The organism is Streptomyces cathayae (assembly GCF_029760955.1).
Classification (GTDB): domain Bacteria; phylum Actinomycetota; class Actinomycetes; order Streptomycetales; family Streptomycetaceae; genus Streptomyces; species Streptomyces cathayae.
This window is the reverse complement of the sequence record NZ_CP121682.1, coordinates 823,549-848,259: the sequence shown is the minus strand read 5'-3', so window position 1 is coordinate 848,259 and position 24,711 is coordinate 823,549. Positions and strand designations below refer to the sequence as shown.

Genomic DNA, 24,711 nt, shown 5'->3' with positions numbered 1-24,711 from the left:
CCCGGCTCCTGGCCCCGGCCCCGGCTCCTGGCCCCGGCCCCTGACTCTGGCCCCGGACGGTGGGCGGGGCCAGGACGGCCGGCCGTAATGCCCCGCCCCCGCACGACCGCCGTAATGCCCGGGCCCGCACGACCGCCGTAACGCCCGGGCCCCGGGCCCGTCACGACGTGCCGTCGGTCTCCTCCGCCAGTACCCGCTGGGCCGTCGCGAAGGCCGAGTTGGCCGCCGGTACGCCGCAGTACACCGCCGTCTGCATCAGCACCGCTCCGATCTCCTCGGCGGTGAGCCCGTTGCGCAGGGCCGCGCGGACGTGCATGGCCAGCTCGTCGTAGTGGCCGTGCGCGACCAGCGCGGTGAGCGTGATCATGCTGCGTTCGCGGCGGGTGAGCGTCGGATCGGTCCAGATCTCCCCCCAGGCGTAGCGCGAGATGAAGTCCTGGAACTGCGCGGTGAACGCCGTCTGCCGGGCCTGGGCCCGGTCCACGTGCGCGTCCCCGAGGACCTCGCGCCGTACCCGCATCCCGCTCGCCGCGTCCCCGCCGAAGTGGGCCCGCAGCGCCGTCAGCACCGCCTCGGGACGCTCCGCCGGCGCCAGATGAGAGGCGCCCGGGATCTCCACGAGCCCCGCGCCCGGCACCGCGTCGGCGATCTCGCGCAGATGCGCCGGGGGCGTCGCCGGGTCCTCCCGGCCGGCCACCAGCAGGGTCGGCACCCGGATCTGTGCGAGGTGCTCCCGCAGATCGAACGCGGCCAGCGCGTCGCAGCAGGCGGCATACGCCCCGGGATCGGCGTCCCGGTGGTCGCGGACCAGCCCCGGCACCGTGAAACCGGGCGTGAACCAGCGGGCGTCCGCACTCTCCGCGAGCCCCGAAAGGCCCTCGCTCCGCACCAGCGCCGCCCGCTTCTCCCACGCCTTCGCGCCGTTGAAGTGCGCCGAGGAGCAGATCACGGCCAGTGACGTCACCCGCTCCGGGTGGCGCACGGCCAGCTCCAGCCCCACCGCTCCGCCCAGCGACACGCCCGCATAGGCGAACCGCTCGATGCCGAGCGTGTCGGCGAGCCCGATCACCAGGTCCGCCAGCTCACCGACGGTCGCGCCGGGCCCGATCAGCCCGGCCGCCGAACCGCCGTGCCCCGGCAGGTCCCAGCGGACCACCCGGTGCGTGATCGACAGCTCGGGCGCCACCTTGTCCCACAGGGCGTACGACGTGCCCAACGAGGGACCGAGCAGCAGCGGGGGAGCGGAACTCGGCCCCTCGGCACGGTGGTTGAGGACGGTGTCGGTCACGAGCGCTCCAGTGCACGGTCGGTGAGGGGTCCGGCGGAGCCGGTGTAACGGGTGGGATCGGTCAGGGCGGCGATCTCGGAGGTGCCGGTGTTCTTCAGTTCCGGCAGTTCGCCCGACTCGACCTGTTCGGCGAGGAGTTCACCGAGGTCGTGGCCCTCGCCGTAGGCGCGCCGTGCCAGGCGGGTGAGCAGTTCCTTCGCCCGGCTGCGGCCGAGTACGGGTGCCAGCTCCGCGGACAGCCGCTCGGAGACGATCAACCCGTGGGTGAGGCCGAGGTGTTCACGCATCACGTCCGGGTGCACCCGCAGCCCCTCGGAGAGTTCGGCGGCGTCCCGGGCCGCGCCACCGGCCAGGCGGAGCAGGTCCCGCAGTGGTTCCCACTCGGCGTGCCAGGCACCGGCCGGCCGCTCGTCCTCGGCCACCAGCGAGCCGTACAGCGTGGCCGCGAGCTGCGGTGCGCGCCGGGCCGCCGCCGCGATCAGCGTCGAACGCACCGGATTGGCCTTGTGCGGCATGGCCGAGGAGCCGCCGCCGCTGCCCTCGGAGAGCTCCGCGATCTCGGTGCGGGAGGCGGTGAGCACGTCCGCCGCGAGCTTGCCCAGCGCCCCCGTGGTGAAGGCGAGGGCGCCGGCGAGATCGGCCACCGGAGTGCGCAGCGTGTGCCAGGGGAGAGCGGGCGGGCACAGTCCGAGCTCCCGGGCGTAGATCGCGGGCAGCGCGGTCGCGTCCGTCGCCCCGTACGCCGTGAAGGCCGCCAGGGTGCCGGCGGCACCGCCGAGCTGGGCCGGCAGTGAGGCGCGTACGGCCGTCGCCCGGTCGCGGGCGTCGAGCACCAGCGACCGCCACCCGGCGGCCTTCAGCCCGAACGTCGTCGGCACCGCGTGCTGGGTCAGCGTCCGCCCCGGCAGCACCGTGTCGCGGTGCTCGGCGGCGAGAACGGCCAGCGCCCGCTGACAGCGGTCGAGGTCGTCGAGGAGCGGGCCCAGGGCGCGGTGGGCGACCAGCATCATCGCCGTGTCCATGATGTCCTGGCTGGTCGCACCCCGGTGCACAAAGGGGCCGTGCTCCTCGCCGACCGCCCGGGTCAGATCCGCGACCAGCGGGATCACCGGGTTCCCGCCGCCCCGCGCACGCTCGGCGAGGGACGCGGGATCGAAGCGACCGGGCTCGGCGGCCACCTCCGTGACCACCGCCGCGGCCTCGGCGGGGACCAGCCCCGCGGTCGCCTGCGCCCGGGTCAGCGCGGCCTCGGCGTCCAGCAGGGCACGCAGAAAGGCGCCGTCACCGGTCTCGGCGGCGGCCGGGGAACCGGCCCACCCGGGGGCGAGCAGGCCGGTACCGGTATCGGGTGAGGTCACTGGAACTCCAGGAAGACCGTCTCGCCCTCGCCCTGGAGGCGGATGTCGAAACGGTACGTCCCGTGGCCCTCGTCCACCGCGATCAGCGTGGAGCGGCGGTCCGCGTCGAGCCGGGACAGCAGCGGGTCCGCCGCGAGCACGGCCTCGTCGCCGGGCAGGTGGATCCGGGTGAACAGATGCATCAGCAGGCCCCGCGCGAACACGCACACACTGAGGTACGGCGCGTGCTGTCCGCGCGCCCCCGGCCGCAGCGTGCGCACGTACCAGTGGCCGTCGGCATCGGTCTGGATCCGGCCGAAGCCGGTGAACTCCACCCCGTTGCGGCCCAGGTGGTCGCCGCTCGCCGGGTCCCGCCGCATCGAGCCGTCGGCCGTCGGCAGGTCGCCCTTCGGATCGGCGCCCCACACCTCCAGCAGCGCGTCCGGCAGCGGCTTGCCCTCGCCGTCGTACACGTACCCGTGCACGGTGACGGTGTCCGGGTGGCCGAGCGGCGCGATGTCCTCGCCGCCGCGGAAGGGCAGCGCGTAGCCGTAGAACGGGCCGACGGTGTGCGAGGGGGTGGGCAGCACGTTCTCCGGGCTGCTCGTGTCGATCTTCGTCATGGTGGTCAGCGCCCTTCTTCCATCCAGGTGGCCCGCGGTCCGTCGAGCACGATGTCCCAGTGGTAGCCGAGGGAGAACTCCGGCACCGACAGGCCGTGGTCGTAGGTCGCCACCAGTCGCTGCCGGGCCGCGTCGTCGGTCACCGACTGCAGGATCGGGTCGTAGGGGAAGAGCGGATCGCCCGGGAAGTACATCTGCGTCACCAGCCGCTGGGTGAAAGCGGAGCCGAAGACGGAGAAGTGGATGTGCGCCGGGCGCCACGCGTTGACGTGGTTGCGCCACGGGTACGGGCCCGGCTGGATGGTCGTGAAGCGGTAGAAGCCGTCGGCGTCGGTCAGGGTGCGGCCGGCGCCGGTGAAGTTGGGGTCCAGCGGGGCGTCGTGCTGCTCCCGCTGATGGGCGTACCGGCCGGCCGAGTTGGCCTGCCAGATCTCCACCAGCTGGCCGCGCACGGGGCGCCCGTCGCGGTCCAGCAGCCGCCCGGAGACGGTGATGCGCTCACCGACGGGCTCGCCGTCGTGGTGGCGGGTGAGGTCGTTGTCGACGGCGGTGAGGTCCCGCTCGCCCCAGGCGGGGGAGGCCAGCTCCACCAGCTCCGGGTCCTTGGACACGTCGACGGCGATCGCCGGCTGCTCGGGGTGGCGCAGCACCGAGGAGCGGTACGGGGCGTAGCCGCGGCGCGGATGATGCTCGACGGGGGCGCCGTCCGCCACCCGCTTCTCGTACGCGGCGTGCTCGGCCGCGATCTCCTGGTCGATGTCGTGCTGGGTGAGTGCGTTCGTCACGACAGTCCCTCCGCGGTAGCGGCCCACACCTTGTCCATCGGGAAACCCCATCCCTTCCAGTCCGGCCGGCCGGATGCGCACCGGTCCACCGCCGTATGTCGTAGATACCGAGATAGTCAGGGCACTGAGTATTTTTGTTGCAGTTCTTTACGCTGCCATCGTCGGACGGAAGCGTCAATACCCTCTTCCATCCAGTGACAATGCCTTCAGGAGTCGCAGACAGGTTCACCTCCGCGCGGGTATCGTTCAGTGCACCGACGAAAAAAGAGGAGAGTGCTGTGGGGGCGTACACGGCAGCGGTGGACCTCACCGGCCATCCCGGGCATCTGGCCCGGCGGCTCCAGCAGGCGCACCACCTGCTGTGGAACACGATGGTCTCCGAGGAGATCACCTCGCCGCAGTTCGCGGTCCTCAACGCGCTCGTCGCCGAGCCCGGCCTGGACCAGCGCACGGTGGGGGAGCGGGTGGGGCTCGACCGGTCCACCATCGCCGAGGTGGTCGCCCGGCTCCTCCGGCGGGACCTGCTGGACAAGGTCCGTGATCCGCGGGACGGCCGCCGCTTCCTGCTCCGGCTCACGGACGACGGTCTGCGCGCCCACCGCAGGCTGGCGGTGCGCACCGCCCGGATGAACCAGGTCTTCCTGGCCCCGCTGGGCGACGAGGAGCAGGCCGCCTTCTTCGAGCTGATCCGCCGGGTGGCGGACGCGGCCGAGGAGCTGCGCCATCCCGCCGCCCCGTCGAACCGGTGACGCGGTGGCGCGGTGACGCCGCGCCGCGGTCGCGACGCCGGGTGACGGCCCCGCGCTGATCAGGGGGCCTTCGCGTAGACCACCCACACCTGCCCCCGCGCGAAGTTCACCGGAGCGCCGTCGTCCGTCGTGAACGAGGTGCCGTCCGTGGCGTCCGGCCTGCTCCAGCGGACCTCGTGGGCGCGCCCGTCGCGCAGCACGGTGGCCTCCCCGGAGCCCACCGTCTCGGTGTACGGAGTGTTGTTGCCGAGGTAGTCGCGGTAGTCGGAGGGGCGGACGGTCACGTACTGCACGACGACGGTCGCGGGCGCCAGCCGCTCGCCCCGCGGGGTGACCGCGGGATCGCCGTCCATCGAGACCAGCCAGCGGTCGCGGGCGTCGGACCAGGTGAAGGCGAAGCGGGCCGCCGGATAGCGCACCGTGTGCGTGGCCTCGGGTGTGCCGTCCGGGGGCGGCGGACCGTGGTGGAAGCCGGTGGTCAGCGCGGAGGGCCCGGGCGGGTCGTCCAGGAGCCGCCGGGGGTGGAGATAGAGGTTGTGCGGGGAGGACCGGTCGGTGGCCCGGCTGTAGACACCCGCCTCGGAGCCGGGCGTCCCCGGGGTCAGGGCCTCCAGCGGAGCCTCGCCGATCAGTGGCAGCAGTCTGCTCTGCGCCCCGGAGAACGCCAGGATCGGCCGGTCGAACTGGCGCAGCAGCTCCAGATCGGCCTCCCGGGCGCTGCGCACCGGACCCACGGACTCGGGCAGCCGGGTGGCGTAGACCGCCATCAGCCGGCTCAGCCCGCCCTCGACCTGCTCGACGTACACCACGTCCGCCGCGTCCAGGCCGGTCTGCGGCCGGGCCGCGGGAGTGTTGTCGAGCTTCACGGCGAGCACCTGAGAGCCGCCGGCCCCGTCCGGCCGCGGCTCGAGCGGCGACGGCCAGGACTCTCCGCGGCCGTCGTCGTCCGGGCTGCCCGAGGCCGTGCAGCCGGCCGCCAGACCGGCCGCCAGGAGTACCGTCAGCAGTGCTCTCGCCGTTGCCGTGCCCCGTGTGCGTGTCGTGCGCCGCGTACGTGCCGCACGTCGTGCGCGCGTCCCTCGTCCCATGCCCACCGTCGCCACCCTGCCCGCCCTGAATCATCAGTTGTCTTGCATTGTGCGCTTTTCTGATCGTCGATGGCCATCGACGATCAGTGCTGATCCCGCACGGTGGCTTCCGCCGATCGGCCCAGCGGCGCGGTTCGGCACGGACCGCTCGGGTACCCGGGCCCCGCACGAGGAAGCCGCGAGGAAGCCGCGAAGAGGCACAGCGGCAACGGCACACCGGCCACCACGAAGGGAGCGGGCGGCGATGAGGGCAGTGACCTGGCAGGGAAAGCGGGACGTGAGGGTGGAGAACGTGCCCGATCCCCGGATCGAGGAACCCACGGACGCCGTCATCCGGATCACCTCCACCGGCCTGTGCGGCTCCGACCTGCATCTGTACGAGGTGCTCACCCCGTTCATGACCCCGGGCGACATCCTCGGCCACGAGCCGATGGGCATCGTCGAGGAGGTCGGCGCCGCCGTGCCGGACCTCCAGGCCGGCGACCGGGTCGTGGTGCCGTTCCAGATCGCCTGCGGCAACTGCTGGATGTGCCTCACCGGCCTGCCCACCCAGTGCGAGACCACTCAGGTCAGCGCCGAGGGCATGGGCGCGGCCCTGTTCGGCTACACCCGCCTCTACGGCGCGGTACCGGGCGGCCAGGCCGAGTACCTGCGGGTCCCGCAGGCCCAGTTCGGCCCCATCAAGGTCCCCCAGGGGTCGCCCGACGACCGGTTCGTCTACCTCTCCGACGTGCTGCCCACCGCCTGGCAGGCGGTCGCCTACGCCGAGGTCCCGAAGGGCGGCAGCATCGCCGTGCTCGGTCTCGGCCCCATCGGCGACATGGCCTGCAGGATCGCCCGGCTCAGGGGAGCCGGCCAGGTCTTCGGGGTGGACCTGGTCCCGGAACGCCTGCGCCGGGCGCGCGACCGGGGCGTGGAGACCTTCGACCTGCGCTCCTTCGACGACGAGAAGGAACTCGTCACCGCCATCCGCGACCGGACCGACGGCCGCGGTCCCGACGCCGTGATCGACGCCGTGGGCACCGAGGCGCACGGCAGCGCGGCGGCCCGCATGGTGCAGAACGCCTCCGCGCTGCTCCCCCGCAAACTGAGCGGTCCCCTGGCGGAACGCCTCAGCGTGGACCGGCTCGCCGCCCTCCACACCGCGATCGAGCTCGTGCGGCGCGGTGGCACCATCTCGATCACCGGCGTCTACGGCGGCATGGCCGACCCGATGCCCATGCTCACCCTGTTCGACAAGCAGATCCAGATGCGCATGGGGCAGGCGAACGTACGCCGCTGGAGCGACGAGATCATCCCCCACCTCACGGACGACGACCCCCTCGGCGTCGAGGACTTCGCCACCCACCGCGTACCGCTGTCGGACGCGCCCCGGGCCTACGAGATGTTCCAGCACAAGCAGGACGGCGCGGTCAAGGTGCTCATGCAGCCGTGAGGTTTGGGCGGCAGGGCAGGGGGCCGGGAAGCCGCGGGTCCGCGGCTTCCCGGCCCCCTGCCGGCCGGTTTCCGGTCAGTGCCGTGTCACGGCAGTTCCTTGATCCGGACGTCCCGGTACGAGACCACGTCGGTGGTGCCGTGGACCTGGAGTCCGACGTAGCCGGAGGCGAACCGCCGCCCGTCCGTGCCCGGGTCGTCCGAGCGCGGCGGGGTGAAGTCCTGCCCGCCGGTGTTGTCGAACTCGTTGATCAGCACACCGTTGCGGTAGACCGAGTAGTGCTGGTCCACCACGCGGATCTCGTAGTCGTTCCAGGTGCCCTTCTGCGTCACGCCCGCACCGGCCAGGCCCACCCGGTCGAAGCCGTAGACCGAGCCCGTCTTGTACATGTCGCCGACGGGGGAGTCGAACACCTGCACCTCGTGCCCGTACTTGATGGCGACCCACTCCGGCCGCGTCTCCTCCGGATGGTCGTGCACCTGCGGGAACCGCACGAACACACCGGAGTTGGCGTTGCCGGTGCCCGGCGCGTCGTCCCGCCACTGCAGCTTCAGCGAGAAGTCGCCGTACTTGCGCTCGGGGAACCACAGCATGCCGAGTCCGGCCCTGGTGGTGCCGGAGGTGATCGACCCGTCCGGGTTCAGCCCGAACGAACCCCCGCCCACCTGCTGCCACTTGGCGAGCGAGTCCGCACTGCCGTCGAGGATCGTGCGGTAGCCCTCGGTCTGGCCCGGCGTGCCGATCCCGGACTGACGGGCCGCCCGGTCGATCGCCCGGTACTCCCGCCGGTCGACGACCCCTTCCTTCTCGAGCTTGTCCAGCACGCCCCTGACGTGCTTCAGGAACAGCGCGTGGGACGTCCACTCCTTCTCGTCCTCGATCAGCTCGCCGACCCGGCACCGGTTGTCGGTGACCCGGTTGGGCACACCCGAGTCGACCTCGCCGACGAACACCGTCGGCCGCTCGTCGAACTCCGGGCAGGGGGGCGGGGGAACCTGGCCCGACACGACCGTGAAGCTCACCGTGAGCGGGGCGGAGGTGTTGCCCGCCTTGTCGCTCGCCCGGTACGCCAGGGTGTGCCTGCCCGCCCGGTCGACGACCACGGGCGCCGTGTACGCCAGGTAGGGCCCGCCGTCGAGCGAGTACTCGATGCCGGCGACACCGGAACCGTGCCCGTCGGTGGCGCTGACGGTCACCTTCGCGCTGCCGACGTACGCCCCGGCGGAGTTCTTCGAACCCTCGACGGTCACGCCGGTCACCGGCGGGGTGGTGTCCTGCGGGGGCGCGGAGACGACGGTGAACGCGACGCTCTTCTCGGCCGCCGCGTTGCCCGCCTTGTCCGTGGCGCGGTAACGCACGGTGTGCGTGCCCACCTGGTGCACCATCACCGGGCCGGTGTAGACCTGCCAGGCGCCGGAACCGATCGCGTACTCGATGGTGTTGACGCCGGAGCCCGTGTCGGAGGCGGTGACGGTGACGGTCGCCATGTCGATGTACGCGCCGTCGGCGTTCTTCTGCCCGGCGACCGTCGCCGAGGTCTCCGGTGCGGTGGTGTCGTCCGTCGGCGGGGCGACGACGGTGAACCCGACGCTCTGCTCCGCCGAGACGTTGCCCGCCTTGTCCAGGGCGCGGTAGCGCACCGTGTGCGTACCGACCTGGTCGACGACGACCGGCGCGGTGTACGGCTGCCAGGCGCCGTCGGCGCCGATCGCGTACTCGATCCGGTCGACGCCCGAACCCGCGTCGGTCGCCGTGACGGCGACACTCGCCGAACCGACGTAGGCGCCCTCGGCGTTCTGCGTGCCGGTCACCTTGGCGGTCGCCTCGGGCGCCGTGGTGTCCTCACCGCTGCCCTCGGTCACCACCAGGATGCCCTGCATCTGGCCGTGGCCGGGGATCGTGCAGTGGTAGAAGTAGCGGCCCGGGGTGAGCGTGACCTCGGCGGTGTACCGGCCTTTCTGGGCGTCGTTGGGGTTGGCCAGGATGTTGAGCTGGACGTCGTCGTTGAACTCGGGGTCCGAGGTGACGAACGTCAACGTGTGCGGCATGCCGGTGGTGTTGCCGGTGGCCACGCTGTTCTCGAAGACGATCGTCGCCGGTCCGGCCACCGCGGTCGCCGGTGCCGAGAGGTACGTGTCGATGTCGTTGCCCGCGGTCCAGGTGAGCACCTGTTCCGCCGCCTCGGCCCCGGGGGCCTCGGTGTCGTCGGCCGCGGAGACGGTCTGCAGGCCGAACATCATGAGCAGGGCGGCCAGCAGGGCGGCCCAGATCCTCCGTTGCCGTATCACTCGGTTCCCCTCGCCAGCCGGCCGACGGCCGGGGTCGGGCCGCCGCCCGTGTAGGTGACCCGCCACAGCGCGGACTTGGCGTCCGAGGTGAAGAAGCCGCGGCCGTAGTCGAGGACGTACAGCGCGCCGTCCGGACCGAACTTCCAGTCCATCAGGTTCTTGATGCCGTCGTTCCCGACCGGCACGATCTTCTTCAGGGACTCCGAGTGCACCGGCAGCCCGCCGTCGCCCTGCGTCTTCGGGTTCATGAGCACCGCGTTGCGCGGCTGGTCGGCGTCGTAGAAGTCGCCGACGAACCACTTGCCGTCCCAGTAGGCCGGCCATTTGGTGTCACTGTCGCTCGCCCCGTCGAAGCGGTAGACGGGCCCGTTCATCGCGGCCTGCCCGCCGCCCTTGAGCCAGGGCAGCCTGTAGGTGGCCTCGTCCTGCTTGTAGGAGGGGACGCCGTTCGTGTCCCGGGGGAAGTCCGGGCCGCCGCCCTGCGGCGAGTACCAGATGTTGTTGCCGGTCACCGGCGGCAGGTTGACCAGGCCGTCGTTGTTCGGCGACTCGTTCTTCGGGCGGTCGCAGTCGTACCAGCCCAGCGGCTGGGACGGATCGGGCAGATTGCGGTCCCGGTAGGGCTGCTTGTTGCCCATGCAGTACGGCCAGCCGCGGTTGGACGCCTCGGTGATCGCGGCGAAGGTGTCGTACTTGGCCGGGCCCCAGGTCGTCGACGGCTGCCCCGCGTCCGGGCCGACCCAGCCGGCGTAGAGCACGTCGGTCACCGGGTCGACGAAGATGCGCGCCGGGTTGCGCACCCCCATCACGTAGATCTCGCCGCGCGTCTTGCCGCCGCCCTCCGCGGTCTCCTCACCGGTGAACAGATTGCCCTCGGGGAGGGTGTACGTGCCGTCCGGCTCCGGGTGGATGCGCAGGATCTTGCCGTTGAGGTTGTTGGTGTTGCCGGATGTACGGCGCGCGTCCGCGAAGGAGACGCCCTTGAAGTTCGGCTCGGGGTTGTTGCCCGAGTAACCACTGCTGAAGCCACTGGAGTTGTTGTCACCGGTGGCGATGTACAGGTTGTCCTCGGAGTCCCAGGCCAGCCCGCCGCCCGCATGGCAGCAGCTGTGTATCTGCACCGGCCAGTCGAGCAGCACCTTCTCGCTGCGCAGGTCCAGTCTGCCGGTGGACTCGTCGAACGTGAAGCGGGAGACCCGCCGGTCGGCCATGCGCTTGACGCGGTCGATCTCCGAGTGGGGGGTGTAGTGCAGATACACCCATCCGTTCCGCTCGAACTCCGGGTCCAGCTCGATGCCGAGCAGCCCCTCCTCGACCTTGACCAGTTCGTCGCCGCCGCCCTTGTTCCCGAAGACGGTGAGCGCGCCGGCCAGGGTGACCTTCCCGGTCTCGGGGTCGTAGACGTGGATCTCGCCCCTGCCCTTGCCGATGTCGGGATCGTTCCAGTCGGTGATCACCGGCTGGGAGGAGTCGGCGCCGCCGCGGCCGATGTAGAAGACGCGGCCGTCGGGGGCGGTGACCAGTCCGTGCGGCTCGCCGATCTGGTCGTTCTGGCCCGGCTGGTTGGGCCGGGTGAGCCGCTCCGCCGCGTAGTTCTTGTTGATCGTCGCCTTGCAGTCCGCCTGGACGAGCCGTGTGGTCCACAGCAGGGCGCCGCGCAGATGGTCACGGAACTCGGTCTCGTCGTACGACGACACCGTGCCGCCCATCCCGGTGTAGAAGGACCGGCCACCGTCGTAGTCACGGCACCAGCTCACCGGGTGGTCGGCGCCGTTGGCGCTCGCTCCGGGCTGGTAGGTCGACTCGCGGACCCTGGCCACGGTGTGCACCTCGCCGGACGGGTTCTTCGTCCAGTTCAGCCACTTGTCGGGCCGCTTCCACTCCTGCGGCAGGCTCTTGGTCGCCGGGTGCCGCCGGTCACCGACCTCGACGGTCGCGCGCTGGACACCGGCCGGGCCGGACGCGGCCGGACGGGCGCCGATGAGACCGGTGAACCAGTCCGAGTACGGCTCCGCACGGGCCGCGTCGTGAATGCCGACGAACCCGCCGCCGGCCTCCATGTAGGCCTCCAGGCCCGCCTCCTGGGCCGGGTCGAGGACGTCCCCGCCGCCGGTGAGGAACACGATCGCGTTGAAGCGGCCCAGCCTCCTGTCGTTGGTGAAGACCGAGGCGTCGTCCGTCGCGGTGACCTCGAACCGCTGGTTCGCCGGGCCGGACAGCCCGATCCTCTCGATCGCCTCGATCCCGGCGTTCACCACCGGTGACTCGTCACCGCCCGCGGCGGAACCGTGGAAGAGCAGCACCCGTACGTCCGCGCCGCCCGGAGGCGACTTGATCGACATCGTTGTCAGAGCCGGGTCGTCGTCCGGGCGCGCGCTGGCGGCGGGACCCGACAGCAGTCCGGCGGCGACGACCGAGGCGGTGACGGTCGCCGCCCACGCCCTTCGCCCCGCTCCGGTCCTTCTCACGCTTCCGGTGCTCCTGGTGCCTCTTGTGCTTCTTGCACTCAACCCCTTTAAGCGCATGGGTTCTTGATGCGATGTGAACCGCATGTGGCCACCCACCCCTCCTCGGTCGCAGCGACAGCGTCAAGGAAGCTAGACCTCTTTGCGTCACACGCCAATACCTATGGCCGCAATGGAACGAACTTTGTCCTGAGTGTGGATAAACGGGAGGGTGGCCGGTACGGTTTCACAGGTTCATGACAGCAATATCACGGCCGTTGTGCTCACGTCTCTCACAGATCCGCACCATCAAGTCCCTTACGAGCAGGGAGAGTTCGGCATGCAAAGACGCGACTTCAACCGGCGGGTGCTGCTGGGCGGCGCGGTCGTCGCGACATCGATGTCTCTGGGGCCCGAGGCGGTCGGCGCCGCCACGCCGGCGAAGACCGCGCCCGCCGGCGGCGAGGTGAGGCGCGTCAAGCTGTACGCCGAACGACTGGACGGCGGAAAAATGGGCTACGGCCTGGAGAAGGGCAAGGCGTCCGTCCCCGGCCCCCTGATCGAGCTCAACGAAGGCGACACGCTGCACATCGAGTTCGAGAACACCATGGACGTGCCGGTGAGCCTGCACGTCCACGGCCTGGACTACGAGATCTCCAGCGACGGCACCAAGATGAACCGCAGCGACGTGGCACCCGGTGACACCCGCACCTACACCTGGCGCACCCACAAGCCCGGACGGCGCCCGGACGGCACCTGGCGGTCCGGCAGCGCCGGCTACTGGCACTACCACGACCACGTGGTCGGCACGGAACACGGAACCGGCGGCATCCGCAACGGCCTGTACGGCCCGGTGATCGTGCGGCGCAAGGGAGACGTCCTGCCGGACCGGACGCACACGATCGTCTTCAACGACATGACGATCAACAACAGGCCCGCCCACACCGGCCCCGACTTCGAGGCCACCGTCGGGGACCGTGTCGAGATCGTCATGATCACGCACGGCGAGTACTACCACACCTTCCACATGCACGGTCACCGCTGGGCCGACAACCGGACCGGCATGCTCACCGGCCCCGACGACCCGAGCCAGGTCATCGACAACAAGATCGTGGGTCCGGCGGACTCCTTCGGCTTCCAGATCATCGCGGGGGAGGGGGTGGGAGCGGGTGCCTGGATGTACCACTGCCACGTGCAGAGCCACTCCGACATGGGGATGACCGGGATGTTCCTGGTGAAGAAGCCGGACGGCACGATCCCCGGCCACGACCCGCACGAGCACGGCCACGGGTCCGCGGGGGAGGGCGAGGCGCACGAGCACTGACGGGGAGCACCCGCGAGAGCGCTCTCACCTCCGCCGCGGCCGGGGCTATCCTGATCCGCAACCGCAGGTGAGGAGCCGCCGACGTGACCGAGACAGTGCAGCGCCCCACACTGGAGGCCGTGGCCGCGCGGGCCGGGGTCTCGCGGGCCACCGTCTCCCGCGTGGTCAACGGCGCCGACGGCGTCACCGAGCCCCTGGCCGAGCGTGTGCGGCAGGCGGTGGACGAACTCGGCTACGTGCCCAACCAGGCGGCCCGCAGCCTGGTGACCAACCGCCACGACGCCATCGCCGTCATCGTCGCAGAACCGGAGAGCCGGGTCTTCTCCGACCCCTTCTTCGCCCGCCAGCTGCGCGGCATCAGCAAGGAGCTGACGGCCCACGACAACCAGCTCGTGCTGCTGCTCACCGAGGGCCGTGCCGACCACGCCCGGGTCGCCCGCTACCTGGCCGGCGGCCATGTCGACGGCGCGCTGGTGTTCTCGCTCCACCGCGACGACCCGCTGCCCGAACTGATCCAGCGCGCGGGCGTCCCGACGGTGTTCGGCGGCCGGCCCGGCTGGTCCGGCGGCAGGGACGGCGTCGTGTACGTCGACAGCGACAACCGGGGCGGCGCCCGCGACGCCGTACGGCACCTGCTCGGCCTCGGCCGCAGCCGGGTCGCGCACATCACCGGCGCCCTGGACCAGACCTCGGCGGTGGACCGGCTGGACGGCTTCCGGGACGCCGTGGCCGACGCCGACCCGCGGCTCGTGGCGGAGGGCGACTTCACCGTGGCCGGCGGCGAGCGGGCGATGCGGGAACTCCTGGAGCGCTGCCCCGGCCTGGACGCGGTGTTCGCCGCCAACGACCTCACGGCGGCGGGCGCGCTGCGGGTGCTGCGCGAGCACGGGCGGCGGGTGCCGGACGACGTGGCGGTGGTCGGCTTCGACGACATGCTGCCGTTCGCCGAGCAGACCGACCCCCCGCTGACCACGGTCCGTCAGGACATCCTGGAGATGGGCCGGCTGATGGCCCGGCTCCTCCTGCGCGGCCTCGACCGCACCGCCCGCACGCACGACACCTCGGGAGGCGACCTGGCCGGTGTGGTCCTCCCGACGACGCTGGTACGCCGCGCCTCCGCGTGACGTGTCTCCGCGCGCCGCCGTGCGTTCCGGCGTCCGTGCGGGCATCGTTCGTGCGGTGGTCGGCGGTGGTCGGCGGTGGTCGGCGGTGGGCGAGGGGAGCCGGTGGAGGCCGGAGGTCCTCGGCGCGGCGCGTTGATCCGGTGTTGAGCGAACGTTTTTCGATGGTCGGCACGCTTTCGACCATGCACATCGACACCATCGCGCCGCCCGAACTCGCCTGGCAGCAAGAGGCCCTGTGCGCGCAGACCGGAGGCGACTTCTTCTTCCCCGAGCCCGGCAGTTCGGTGCGTGAGGCCAAACGGATCTGCGCTCTGTGCCCCATCCGCGCCACCTGCCTCGACTACGCCCTGACCCACGACATGCGCTTCGGCGTCTGGGGCGGACTGTCGGAGAAGGAACGGCTGGAGCTACGGCGTGCGTCCCGCTAGACAGAACAGCGGGCCGCCCGGTCTGCCCGGGTCGGCCCGCCGGTGTCTGCGGGGAGTGCGGGGTCAGCCGGCCGCGCGCGCCGCCATCCGGGCCTTGCGGGCGGCGAGCTTCTCGTCGAACTTCGCCGCCTCGGAGTCCAGACCGCCGAGGAACATCCCGAGCTCCTCCTGGGCCTGAAGGCCCTCGGCGCCCAGCCCGTCGATCTCCATGACCTTCAGGTGGCGGATCACCGGCAGGAGCACGTCGTCGCGGTGGATGCGCAGGTTGTAGACCTCGCCGATCGCCATCTGCGCCGCCGCCCGCTCGAAGCCGGGAATGCCGTGCCCCGGCATCCGGAAGTTCACGACGACGTCCCGCACCGCCTGCATCGTGAGGTCGGGGGCGAGCTCGAAGGCGGCCTTGAGCAGGTTGCGGTAGAAGACCATGTGCAGGTTCTCGTCGGTCGCGATGCGGGCCAGCATCCGGTCGCAGACCGGGTCACCGGAGTGGTGGCCGGTGTTGCGGTGCGAGACACGGGTGGCCAGCTCCTGGAACGCGACGTAGGCGATCGAGTGCAGCATCGAGTGGCGGTTGTCCGACTCGAAGCCCTCGCTCATGTGGGACATGCGGAACTGCTCGAGCTTGTCCGGGTCCACCGCCCGTGAGGCGAGCAGGTAGTCCCGCATCACGATGCCGTGCCGGCCCTCCTCCGCGGTCCAGCGGTGCACCCAGGTGCCCCAGGCGCCCTCCCGGCCGAACAGCGTGGCGATCTCGTGGTGGTAGCTCGGGAGGTTGTCCTCGGTCAGCAGGTTCACCACCAGGGCGACCCGGCCGACCTCGGTGACCTTGGACTGCTCCTTCTCCCATGCCTCGCCGTCCTCGAAGAAGCCGGGGAAGTTACGGGCGTCGCTGAACGGCACGTACTCGTGCGGCATCCAGTCCTTGGCGACCTTCAGATGACGGTTGAGCTCCTTCTCGACCACTTCCTCCAGTGCGTACAACAGCCGGGCGTCGGTCCACACGGCCGGGCTGCCGAGGTGGGGAGAAGTGATCGACATGGGGTACTCCAGGGGGACGTGACAGACAAGGGGTGTCGGCGGGCGGCGCCGGCAACTTACGGGATCGTAGGCTACGAAACCGTAGGTTACGAAACCGTAGGTTAAGCGCGCTGTAAAGGCCGCAGATCAGGGGGGGGCTCCGCGTGTCGTCCAGGGGCCGTACGGGGGAAGGAGGCCCCCTCAGGCGTACAGGTCCCGGAGCCGGACCGAGAGGCAGGTGACGCAGCCCTCGAGCTTCTCGAACTCCCCGATGTCCACCGGCACCGGCGCATAGCCGAGGTCCGCGAACAGCTCCGCGGTCCTCGGCGCGCTCGCCGCCAGCAGCAGCCGGTCCCCGCCGAGCAGCACCACGTGCGCACCGGACTCCTCCGGCACCGGCAGGAAACGGGGGAACAGCGACGGCGCGTCCAGATTCGGGAGGTGGCCGAGCACCGTCCCGTCCGGCAGCGCCGTCACCGCCGACTTCAGATGCAGCACCTTGCTCACGGGCACGGCGACGACCCGGGCGCCCAGCGGTTCGAACGTCGCCCGGAGCTGCTGGATCCCGGCCGCGTCGGTCCTCCCGCCCCGGCCCACGTACACGGTGTCGCCGATCTTGAGGACGTCCCCGCCGTCCAGGGTGCCCGGCTCCCGGATCCGGTTCACCGAACAGCCCAGCGCGGCCACGGCCTCCTCGACCCCGGCGGTCTCCGCGCGCCGGGACGCGGCACCGGACCGGGCGATCAGGGCCACGTTCCGGTACATGACGACCGTGTCCTCGACGAACACGGAGTCGGGGCAGTCGTCGGCCGGGTCCACCTCGACCGTCTCCCAGCCGTGGCCGCGCAGCGCCTCGGTGTACGCCTCCCACTGCTCCACCGCGCGGCCGACGTCGACGCGCTCCCGCTCGATGTGGGTCACCAGCCCTTCGGCCAGTCGGGGGCCGGGACGGCGGACGAGGGCCTTCTTGCTGGGCACGAGCGTGACTCCGGATCGGACGGGGCGGTCCGGCACCGCCGCGGAGGGCGCGGTGGGCCGGCCGGTCTCCCACGGATGACGGCGCAGCCATCATGCAGGGAGAAGCCGGTCGGGACCACCCCTGGCGGCGATGAGATCCACCGCCGGTGACCAGCCGGGCCGTCCTGCTCCCTGCTGTCCTGCTTCCTGCCGTCCTGGTTCCAGCCGGTGGAGGGCCGGGCCGGTCAGTCGATGGCGTCCGGTGTGGTCTCCCGCAGTTCTCCCCCCTCCAGCAGCAGCCAGCGCGTGATCCCGACCGACTCCAGGAACGGCAGGTCGTGACTGGCCACGATCAGCGCCCCCTCGTAGGACTCCAGAGCCGTGGTGAGCTGGCGGACGCTCGCGATGTCGAGGTTGTTGGTCGGCTCGTCCAGCATCAGCAGCTGGGGCGCGGGCTCGGCCAGCATCAGCGCGGCCAGTGCCGCCCGGAAACGCTCGCCGCCGGAGAGCGTCAGCGCCTTCCGGTCGGCGCGGGCACCCCGGAACAGGAAGCGGGCGAGCCTCGCCCGGATCCGGTTGTCGGTGGCACCCGGCGCGAAGCGGGCCACGTTCTCGGCGACGCTGAGTTCGCCGTCGAGGACATCGAGCCGTTGCGGCAGGAACCGCAGCGGGACCTGGGCCGTCGCCTCGCCGGCCACCGGCGGGAGCTCGCCCGCGACGGTGCGCAGCAGCGTCGTCTTGCCCGCGCCGTTGCGCCCGATCAGCGCGACCCGCTCGGGGCCCCGCAGCTCGACGTGGCCCTCCACCCGGGCGCCGTACGCGAGTTCCAGACCCTTGAGGGTGAGGACGGTGCGCCCCGGTGGTACGGCGGTGTGCGGCAGGTCGACACGGATCTCGTCGTCGTCCCGTACGGCCTCCACCGCCTCGTCGAGCCGCTCCTTGGCCCCGGCGAGCTTCTCCTCGTGCATGATGCGGTGCTTGCCCGCGGACTCCTGTGCCGCGCGCTTGCGGGCGCCCATCACGATCTTCGGTTCGCGCTTGCTGTCCCACATCTTCTGCCCGTACCGCTTGCGGCGGGCCAGTTTGACCTGGGCGTCCGCCAGTTCGCGCTTCTGCTTGCGCAGATCCGACTCGGCGACCCGCACCATGCGTTCGGCCGCCTCCTGTTCGGTCGTGAGCGCCTCCTCGTAGGCCGAGTAGTTGCCGCCGTACCAGGTGACCTCTCCCGAGCGCAGATCGGCGATCTGGTCGACCAGTTCCAGGAGTTCACGGTCGTGGCTGACCACGACCATGAGGCCCGGCCAGTCCTCGACGGCCGTGTACAGCCGTCTGCGTGCGTACAGGTCGAGGTTGTTGGTGGGTTCGTCGAGCAGCAGTACGTCGGGCCGGCCCAGCAGCAGCGCGGCCAGCCGCAGCAGCACCGACTCGCCGCCCGAGACCTCGCCGATGGTGCGGTCCAACCCGATGTGTCCGAGACCGAGTTCACCGAGGGCGGCCAGGGCGCGCTCCTCCACGTCCCAGTCGTCGCCGACGGTCTCGAAGTGCGCCTCGGCCACGTCGCCCGCCTCGATGGCGTGCAGTGCGGCGCGCTGCGCGGCGATGCCGAGCGCGTCGTCGACCCTCAGCGCGGTGTCGAGCGTCACGTTCTGCGGCAGGTAGCCCACCTCGCCGGCGACGCGTACGGCGCCGTCAGCCGGCCGGAGTTCACCGGCGATGAGCTTCAACAGGGTTGATTTTCCTGACCCGTTGATGCCGATGAGCCCGGTCCGGCCGGGACCGAAGGAGGCGTCGAGGCCCTCGAAGACGGGGGTGCCGTCGGGCCAGGTGAAGGACAGGGAGGTACAGGTGAGGGATGCGGTCATACGGGCCTCCGCGCGGTTGCGTGATGCGGTCGGGTGCGAACGCGTATCGAGACACCGCGGGACGACAGGCCGGGCGGGAGGGTCCGGGCATGAAAAAAGCCCTGTCCCGCAAGGACGGCTCGTACGCCGAGGTCGCACGCGACGTGCACACCCCACAGGTGTGACGCGGTGTCTCAGGACCTCAGACGAGCAACGTCCTTCTCCGATCGACGGCAACAGAAGCGCTGACAACGCTACGAGGGGCCGGATTCGCTGTCAACGCGATTTCGAAGCGGCGGAGCGGCGGGCAGGAGGGAGGGGAGAGGAGGGAAGGAGGGGAGACGGAGCGGGAGCCGGGCGGCTCAGCCGGCGAACGGCCCGCCGTCGCCGAAGACCAGCTGCGCGAAGCGCTCACCGATGCGGCGGTGCGTGGCGGCGTCCGGGTGCAGCGCGTCAGGCAGCGGCAGCTCGGCGTGGTCCGCCTCGCCGTAGAGCTCGCGGCCGTCCAGGTAGTACAGGTTCGGGTCGTCGGCGGCCCGCTGCTCCACCAGCCGGGCCAGCTCCTCCCGGATGACGTTGAGGGTGAGCTTGCCGGCGGCCCGTTCCTCCGGCTTCCCCATGGCCGCGAACCGGAGCCGGCCCTCGCCGATGGTGCTGAGGTCGGGGACGCTCGGGCCCGGGGTGTCCTCGTGGAGGGGGCACAGGATCGGCGAGACGACCAGCAGCGGCGTCTTCGGCCGGCCGTCGCGGATGGTGTCGAGGAAGCCGTGCACCGCCGGTACGAAGGCACGCAGCCGCAGCAGATCGGCGTTGACCAGATTGATCCCGATCTTGACACTGATCAGGTCCGCGGGGGTGTCCCGCATCGCCCGCGCGGTGAACGGGTCGAGCAGTGCGCTGCCGGCCAGCCCCAGATTGACCAGGTCCACCCCGCCGAGGGAGGCGGCCAGCGCCGGCCAGGTGGTGGTCGGGCTCGCGGCGTCGGAACCGTGGCTGATCGAGCTGCCGTGGTGCAGCCACACCCTGCGGTCCCCACCGGCCACCGGCTCCACGGGGGCGTCGGTGCGCAGGGCGACCAGCTGGGTCATCTCGTTGTGCGGGAGCCAGATCTCGACGCGCTTGTCACGGTCCGGCAGCCCGGTGAAGCGGGCGGTGCCGACGGGGCCCGGCCGCAGGTCGGCGGAGCCCGTGGCCATGTCCATCAGCAGGACGTTCCCACCGGTGACCTCGGTCTGCCCGGCCGGTTCGCCGTCGATCAGCAGGTCGTAGCGGCCGTCCGGGCGGGGCGGGGCGCCCTCGTAGGCCATCTTGGTGCGGAGCACGTCCAGTTCGACGGCGGTGGCCCGGGTGCGGAACACCAGCCGGACGCCGGACGGCTGCGCCTCCGCCATGTTCAGCTGACCGTCGGCACCCTGCGCGCGGGCCCGGGCGGGCAACCGGTGCGGCTGCACTCCCCGCGCGGTCCGCTCCAGTTCGAGCGCGCCACGCAGCAGCTCCTCGGTGAGCGGGGTGGTGACCCAGCCCTCTGCCGAAGGCGCCGGCGTGCTCTCGGGTGCGGGGTCGCGGGGGTCGCGGGGGCCAGGGGTGCTCATGACCGCAGGCTGTCAACCGGGTGGGCGGTCCGCAAACGCTTTTCCGGGCACGGGCGCCCGCCGGGTGCCCGGCTCGCCCCACGCCGTGGCTCAGCAGGCATCGCGGATCAGTTCCGCGAGATCGTGGTCCAGGTCGAGCTGGAGGTGCTCCAGGCCGACCGGTACGAGTTCGCCGGCGGCCTCGAGGAATCTGCGGATCTCGCCCGAGCGGACATGGACGACGGCGGTTCCCTCGGGCGCGTGGAACTCCAGCACCGTCCGGTCGTAGCCGTACGGCCGCACCCGTACGTCGCCGTGGCCCTCGGGTTCGTGCAGCCCCGCGGTGAGCAGTTCGCGGGCGAAGGTCCAGCAGACCTCGACGCCCTCCAGGGTGGCGGGGGCCGGGAAGGTCATACGCACGGCGAACGGGTCGCTCCGGTCGTAGTGCAACGTGGCGGGAATGCTCGGCATCCGCGGCGCGGCGGCGACGAGCCGGGCTTCGACGGGCTGCTCGATGACGGTGGACAACGCCTTGCTCCCTCGTGACGGCTGAACGACGGCTGAACGGCTTCCGGGCGGATAGGGCGGCCTACTCAAAGAGACGACGGAATCAGCCAATCCGTGCCCACCAGAACAGAGTGACCTCTGTCACCGCCTCCATGCGTCCGAGTGGCCGAAGTCTCCCGGCGGATGGTATGGACGGCCTGCGCGGGGCCCCGCCCCGCCGCGACAGGACCCCGGGCCCGTAGGCTCGTCGCCACCATGACGAGCGTACGCATCCCGGCGGACTGGCCCACGACCGAGGAGCAGGCCCGCGCGGTCCAGGACGGACTGCGCGGGCGGGTGGTGCTCGACGAGCCCGGCCCGCCGCCCGGAACGGGCCGGGTCACCGGGGTGGACGTGGCGTACGACGACGAGCGGGACCTCGTCGCGGCGGCGGCCGTGGTCCTGGACGCGGGCAGCCTGGAGGTCGTCGCCGAGGCCACGGCCGTCGGCCGGATCTCCTTCCCGTACGTTCCGGGTCTGCTGGCCTTCCGGGAGATCCCCACCGTCCTGGCCGCCCTCGACGCCCTGCCGTGCCCGCCGGGACTGGTCGTCTGCGACGGCTACGGACTCGCCCACCCCCGCCGCTTCGGCCTCGCCAGTCACCTCGGGGTGCTCACCGGACTGCCGACGATCGGCGTCGCCAAGAACCCCTTCACCTTCACCTTCACGACCCCGGCGACCCCGCGCGGCAGCACGGCTCCGCTGCTCGCCGGGGCCGAGGAGGTCGGCCTGGCCCTGCGCACCCGGGACGCCGTCAAGCCGGTCTTCGTCTCGGTCGGCCACCGCGTGACCCTCGCCGACGCCCGCGCCCACACCCTCGCGCTGACCCCCGCGTACCGCCTCCCGGAGACCACCCGCAGAGCGGACGCCCTGTGCCGCCGGGCCCTGCGGGAGGCGGGGGAGGCGCGGGACGCGGGGGACACCGGCGCCTAGGCGGTTCCCCGCCGCTCGTCCCGCTCGTCCTGCTCGATGCGCCAGCGCCCCACCTCGCGGTACTCCGAGTCGTAGATCTCCGCTCCGTCCCCGGGCTTCATCGGGTAGTGGCGCAGGTTCCCGCCCCAGTACCGCAGGATCCGCCCCAGCTCACCCGCGGGATCCTCGGCCAACGCCTCGTCGTCCATGCTCACTTCGAGAAGAAATCGCATGCCCTCGATTGTTTCATTGAACTCCCCTTTGAGACTTGGGTGAACGGCGTGCCGGACCTGCGGGAGGCGAGCGTCGAAAAGTCTCGACCCGGGCTCAGGACGGGCGGGTCGCGGCGACGCGGAAGCGGATGCCCGCGGCCCGCAGCCGCTCGATCAGCGCATCGCCCATCGACACCGCGGTGGTGACCTGTCCCGAGGCCGGCGGGAGGTCGTCGAAGGCCAGGCAGAGCGCCGCCTCGGCGAGCATCTTCGCCGTCTCGTCGTAGCCGGGGTCGCCGCCCGCGACCTCCGTGAAGACCCGCCGTCCGCCGCCCTCGCCCACGAAACGGACGGTGAACCAGCTCCTGGCGCGCTTCTCGGGTCCCGGTCCGTCACCGGGTGCCAGCCGGTCGGACAGGCGGCGCCGCAGGGGCGGCAGCTGGGCCGCCGCGACCAGCGCGGCCACGGCCGCGACCCCGCCCACCGCGGACGGCAGGTGCCGGACGGCCGCGTAGTGCCGGTAGCGGAAGTCGGGCCCGTACCGGTCGAGCGCCTTCGCCGACCGGCGCACGATCCGCGCGTCGATGGTCGGCAGGGGCAGGGCCCAGGCGCCGACCTCGGGGGCGTGGCGCGGCCCGCCCGACGGCGTCGACACCCGGCGCCCCATCAGCCGCGGCTCGTGCCGCCGCCGGTCCCGGGCCGCCGCGCGGAGCTGCCGGGGCCGGGCGAACTGGCCCAGCGCCGAGGCGAAGGTCCCGCCCGAGAAGGCGGCGTCGGCGGTCACGAAACCGTCCACCGTCAGCGGTACCCCCTCCGGCAACTGTTGCACGGTGAAATACGCGCCCAGGTCGTGCGGGACCGAGTCGAAGCCGCAGGCGTGCACCAGGCGCGCGCCGGTCTCCCGCGCGCGTGCGTCGTGGCGGACGTACATCAGGTCCACGAACTCCGGTTCACCGGTGAGGTCGAGGTAGTCGGTGCCGGTGTCCGCGCAGGCGGCGACGAGTCCCTCGCCGTAGGTCACGTAGGGGCCCACGGTCGTGGCCACCACGCGCGCGTGCTCGGCGAGCGTGCGCAACGAGGCCGGGTCGGACACGTCCGCCCGCAGCACCCCGATCCCCGGATCGCCGAAGGACCGTTCCAGCCGCTCCCGCAGGCGCTCCAGCTTCTCGGGGGAGCGGCCCGCGATCGCCCAGCGCAGACCGGAGGGCGCGTGGGCGGCGAGGTACTCGGCGGTGAGCGTCCCGACGAAGCCGGTGGCCCCGAAGAGCACGATGTCGTAGGGACGGTCACCCGTCCTGTTCAGCCCGTTCATGACACCCCTTGTCGTGGGCGCACCCCGCGATCGTGACGCCCCTGGCTCCGCGGTCGTGCCGCTGTCGGTGGCCGAGGCTAGCGTGAGGGTGCGGAACCCGACGACCGCGGTGGAAACGCCGGGCCGAGCGGGAGCGCGGCGAGGACCGCGCCGTAGAGTGACCGAAACGCTGGCCAAGCGCTTGCTCGGCCTCTTGTGCCGGATGGAACGTGTTCTTAGCATCACTGGTGTTACATCAGTTGTGTCACAGCTGGGGGTGCGATGACGAAGGTACCGGCGCAGGGGCCGCTCACCGGCGTGCGCGTGGTCGAGCTGGCCGGGATCGGCCCCGGCCCGTTCGCCGCCATGCTCCTCGCCGACCTGGGCGCCGACGTCGTCCGCGTGGACCGCCCCCACGCCCCGGTGCTCGCGATCGAGGCCGCGTACGACGTCACCAACCGCAACAAGCGCTCCGTGGTCGTCGACCTGAAGGCCCCCGACGGAGCCGACCGCGTCCTCGACCTGGCCGAGCGCGCCGACGTCCTCCTCGAGGGCTACCGCCCCGGCGTCGCCGAGCGCCTCGGTGTCGGCCCCGGGGACTGCCACGCCCGCAACCCGCGCCTCGTCTACGGCCGCATGACCGGCTGGGGCCAGCAGGGCCCGCTCGCCGACCGCGCGGGGCACGACATCGCGTACATCGCCCGCACCGGCGCCCTCGGCATGATCGGCGGCCCCGACCGGCCACCGGCCGTCCCGGCCAACCTGCTCGGCGACTACGCGGGCGGCTCCCTCTACCTGGTCGTCGGCGTCCTCGCCGCGCTGCACCACGTGCGCGCGGGCGGCACCGGGCAGGTCGTGGACGCCGCCGTCGTGGACGGCACCGCCCACCTGTCCGCGATGATCCACGGCATGCTCGCCGCCGGCAGCTGGCAGGACCGGCGCGGCGGCAACCTCCTCGACGGCGGCTGCCCGTACTACGGCACCTACGAGACGGCCGACGGCGGAGCCATGGCGGTCGGCGCGCTGGAGCCGCAGTTCTACGCCGAGTTCCTGCGGCTCCTCGGCATCGAGGACCAGGCGGACGCCCACCGGGACGTCGCCAGGTGGCCCACGCTCCGCGAGCACGTCGCCGCCCGCTTCAAGGCCCGTACCCGCGACGAGTGGACCGCCGTCTTCGACGGCTCCGACGCGTGCGTGGCCCCCGTCCTGTCGCTGCGCGAGGCCCCGCACGACCCGCACCTCGCCGCCCGCGGCACCTTCACCGACCACGACGGCATCACCCAGCCCGCACCGGCCCCGCGGTTCTCCGCCACCCCCACCACCGTGCGCACCGGGCCCGCCCGGCCGGGCGCCGACACCGACGACGTGGCCCGCGACTGGGACGTCCCCCGACTGCTGTCCGCGCCCCGAGACCCTCAGCGATCCGCGCCCCGACCCCCTCAGTGAAAGGC

At 72.0% G+C, this 24,711-nt stretch carries 21 protein-coding genes; 7 read left to right on the top strand and 14 right to left on the bottom strand.

Going from position 1 to position 24,711, the window contains the following annotated elements:
- Positions 1-160 precede the first annotated feature (160 nt).
- The 4 genes from pcaDC to pcaH are packed head-to-tail and all read right to left on the bottom strand — an operon-like array spanning position 161 to position 4,033.
- Positions 161-1,288 carry a bifunctional 3-oxoadipate enol-lactonase/4-carboxymuconolactone decarboxylase PcaDC gene (gene pcaDC / locus PYS65_RS04060; RefSeq protein WP_279332382.1) on the bottom strand — a complete coding sequence of 376 codons (1,128 nt, stop codon included), beginning with the start codon at positions 1,286-1,288 and terminating at the stop codon, positions 161-163.
- Positions 1,285-2,646 (bottom strand): 3-carboxy-cis,cis-muconate cycloisomerase, encoded by a 1,362-nt coding sequence (pcaB, locus tag PYS65_RS04055; RefSeq protein WP_279332381.1) that lies wholly within the window; start codon positions 2,644-2,646, stop codon positions 1,285-1,287. The genes pcaDC and pcaB overlap by 4 nt, the downstream gene beginning before the upstream one ends.
- The gene (gene pcaG / locus PYS65_RS04050; RefSeq protein WP_279332380.1) at positions 2,643-3,248 is read right to left on the bottom strand and encodes a protocatechuate 3,4-dioxygenase subunit alpha; all 606 of its coding nucleotides are present in this window, start codon (positions 3,246-3,248) and stop codon (positions 2,643-2,645) included. Before pcaG ends, pcaB begins: the two co-directional genes overlap by 4 nt.
- Positions 3,249-3,253: 5 nt before the next feature.
- Positions 3,254-4,033: a protocatechuate 3,4-dioxygenase subunit beta gene (pcaH, locus tag PYS65_RS04045; protein WP_279332379.1), complete on the bottom strand. Its 780-nt coding sequence runs from the start codon at positions 4,031-4,033 to the stop codon at positions 3,254-3,256.
- 278 nt (positions 4,034-4,311) lie between these two features.
- On the opposite strand from pcaH, the gene PYS65_RS04040 reads away from it, so the two are divergent.
- Positions 4,312-4,782: a MarR family winged helix-turn-helix transcriptional regulator gene (locus PYS65_RS04040; protein WP_279332378.1), complete on the top strand. Its 471-nt coding sequence runs from the start codon at positions 4,312-4,314 to the stop codon at positions 4,780-4,782.
- Positions 4,783-4,841: 59 nt separating this feature from the next.
- On the opposite strand, the gene PYS65_RS04035 is transcribed toward PYS65_RS04040, so the two are convergent.
- Complete coding sequence (locus PYS65_RS04035; RefSeq protein WP_279332377.1) at positions 4,842-5,870, bottom strand: DUF3048 domain-containing protein; 1,029 nt, start codon at positions 5,868-5,870, stop codon at positions 4,842-4,844.
- A 244-nt stretch (positions 5,871-6,114) separates the two neighbouring features.
- Between PYS65_RS04035 and PYS65_RS04030 the strand changes: the two genes are divergently transcribed.
- Positions 6,115-7,305 (top strand): zinc-dependent alcohol dehydrogenase, encoded by a 1,191-nt coding sequence (locus PYS65_RS04030; protein WP_279332376.1) that lies wholly within the window; start codon positions 6,115-6,117, stop codon positions 7,303-7,305.
- A gap of 86 nt (positions 7,306-7,391) precedes the next feature.
- On the opposite strand, the gene PYS65_RS04025 is transcribed toward PYS65_RS04030, so the two are convergent.
- Both PYS65_RS04025 and PYS65_RS04020 read right to left on the bottom strand, forming a co-directional pair.
- Entirely contained in the window at positions 7,392-9,545 is a 2,154-nt protein-coding gene (locus PYS65_RS04025) for an OmpL47-type beta-barrel domain-containing protein (protein ID WP_279337845.1), read from the bottom strand.
- A 44-nt stretch (positions 9,546-9,589) separates the two neighbouring features.
- On the bottom strand, positions 9,590-12,118 hold the full coding sequence (locus PYS65_RS04020) for a ThuA domain-containing protein (protein WP_387039576.1): 2,529 nt from the start codon (positions 12,116-12,118) through the stop codon (positions 9,590-9,592).
- A gap of 259 nt (positions 12,119-12,377) precedes the next feature.
- Here PYS65_RS04020 and PYS65_RS04015 point away from each other — a divergent pair, with 259 nt between their 5' ends.
- The 3 genes from PYS65_RS04015 (at position 12,378) to PYS65_RS04005 (ending at position 14,913) form a co-directional block, all read left to right on the top strand.
- Entirely contained in the window at positions 12,378-13,361 is a 984-nt protein-coding gene (locus PYS65_RS04015) for a multicopper oxidase domain-containing protein (RefSeq protein WP_279332374.1), read from the top strand.
- Between the two features lie 83 nt (positions 13,362-13,444).
- Positions 13,445-14,485: a LacI family DNA-binding transcriptional regulator gene (locus PYS65_RS04010; protein ID WP_279332373.1), complete on the top strand. Its 1,041-nt coding sequence runs from the start codon at positions 13,445-13,447 to the stop codon at positions 14,483-14,485.
- 182 nt (positions 14,486-14,667) lie between these two features.
- The gene (locus PYS65_RS04005; protein WP_279332372.1) at positions 14,668-14,913 is read left to right on the top strand and encodes a WhiB family transcriptional regulator; all 246 of its coding nucleotides are present in this window, start codon (positions 14,668-14,670) and stop codon (positions 14,911-14,913) included.
- A gap of 63 nt (positions 14,914-14,976) precedes the next feature.
- Here PYS65_RS04005 and PYS65_RS04000 read toward each other — a convergent pair whose 3' ends face one another.
- The 5 genes from PYS65_RS04000 to ssgD all read right to left on the bottom strand — a co-directional run bounded on the left by PYS65_RS04000 (position 14,977) and on the right by ssgD (position 20,827).
- A complete protein-coding gene (locus PYS65_RS04000; RefSeq protein WP_279332371.1) occupies positions 14,977-15,951 on the bottom strand; it encodes an acyl-ACP desaturase in 975 nt (324 codons plus the stop codon).
- 180 nt (positions 15,952-16,131) lie between these two features.
- A complete protein-coding gene (gene ddaH / locus PYS65_RS03995; RefSeq protein WP_279332370.1) occupies positions 16,132-16,908 on the bottom strand; it encodes a dimethylargininase in 777 nt (258 codons plus the stop codon).
- 224 nt (positions 16,909-17,132) lie between these two features.
- The gene (locus PYS65_RS03990) at positions 17,133-18,749 is read right to left on the bottom strand and encodes an ABC-F family ATP-binding cassette domain-containing protein (protein WP_279332369.1); all 1,617 of its coding nucleotides are present in this window, start codon (positions 18,747-18,749) and stop codon (positions 17,133-17,135) included.
- Between the two features lie 341 nt (positions 18,750-19,090).
- Positions 19,091-20,320, bottom strand: coding sequence for a GDSL-type esterase/lipase family protein (locus tag PYS65_RS03985; RefSeq protein ID WP_279332368.1), 1,230 nt, complete (start codon positions 20,318-20,320; stop codon positions 19,091-19,093).
- 90 nt (positions 20,321-20,410) lie between these two features.
- Positions 20,411-20,827 carry a spore wall synthesis regulator SsgD gene (gene ssgD / locus PYS65_RS03980; protein WP_279332367.1) on the bottom strand — a complete coding sequence of 139 codons (417 nt, stop codon included), beginning with the start codon at positions 20,825-20,827 and terminating at the stop codon, positions 20,411-20,413.
- 234 nt (positions 20,828-21,061) lie between these two features.
- Here ssgD and PYS65_RS03975 point away from each other — a divergent pair, with 234 nt between their 5' ends.
- Complete coding sequence (locus tag PYS65_RS03975) at positions 21,062-21,778, top strand: endonuclease V (RefSeq protein WP_279332366.1); 717 nt, start codon at positions 21,062-21,064, stop codon at positions 21,776-21,778.
- On the opposite strand, the gene PYS65_RS03970 is transcribed toward PYS65_RS03975, so the two are convergent.
- Together PYS65_RS03970 and PYS65_RS03965 are read right to left on the bottom strand one after the other, a co-directional pair.
- Positions 21,775-21,990: a hypothetical protein gene (locus PYS65_RS03970; protein ID WP_279332365.1), complete on the bottom strand. Its 216-nt coding sequence runs from the start codon at positions 21,988-21,990 to the stop codon at positions 21,775-21,777. The two genes, PYS65_RS03975 and PYS65_RS03970, sit on opposite strands and share 4 nt — an antisense overlap.
- 94 nt (positions 21,991-22,084) lie before the next feature.
- A complete protein-coding gene (locus PYS65_RS03965) occupies positions 22,085-23,281 on the bottom strand; it encodes a saccharopine dehydrogenase family protein (RefSeq protein ID WP_279332364.1) in 1,197 nt (398 codons plus the stop codon).
- Positions 23,282-23,542: 261 nt separating this feature from the next.
- On the opposite strand from PYS65_RS03965, the gene PYS65_RS03960 reads away from it, so the two are divergent.
- Positions 23,543-24,706, top strand: coding sequence for a CaiB/BaiF CoA transferase family protein (locus PYS65_RS03960; protein ID WP_279332363.1), 1,164 nt, complete (start codon positions 23,543-23,545; stop codon positions 24,704-24,706).
- Positions 24,707-24,711: the final 5 nt, after the last annotated feature.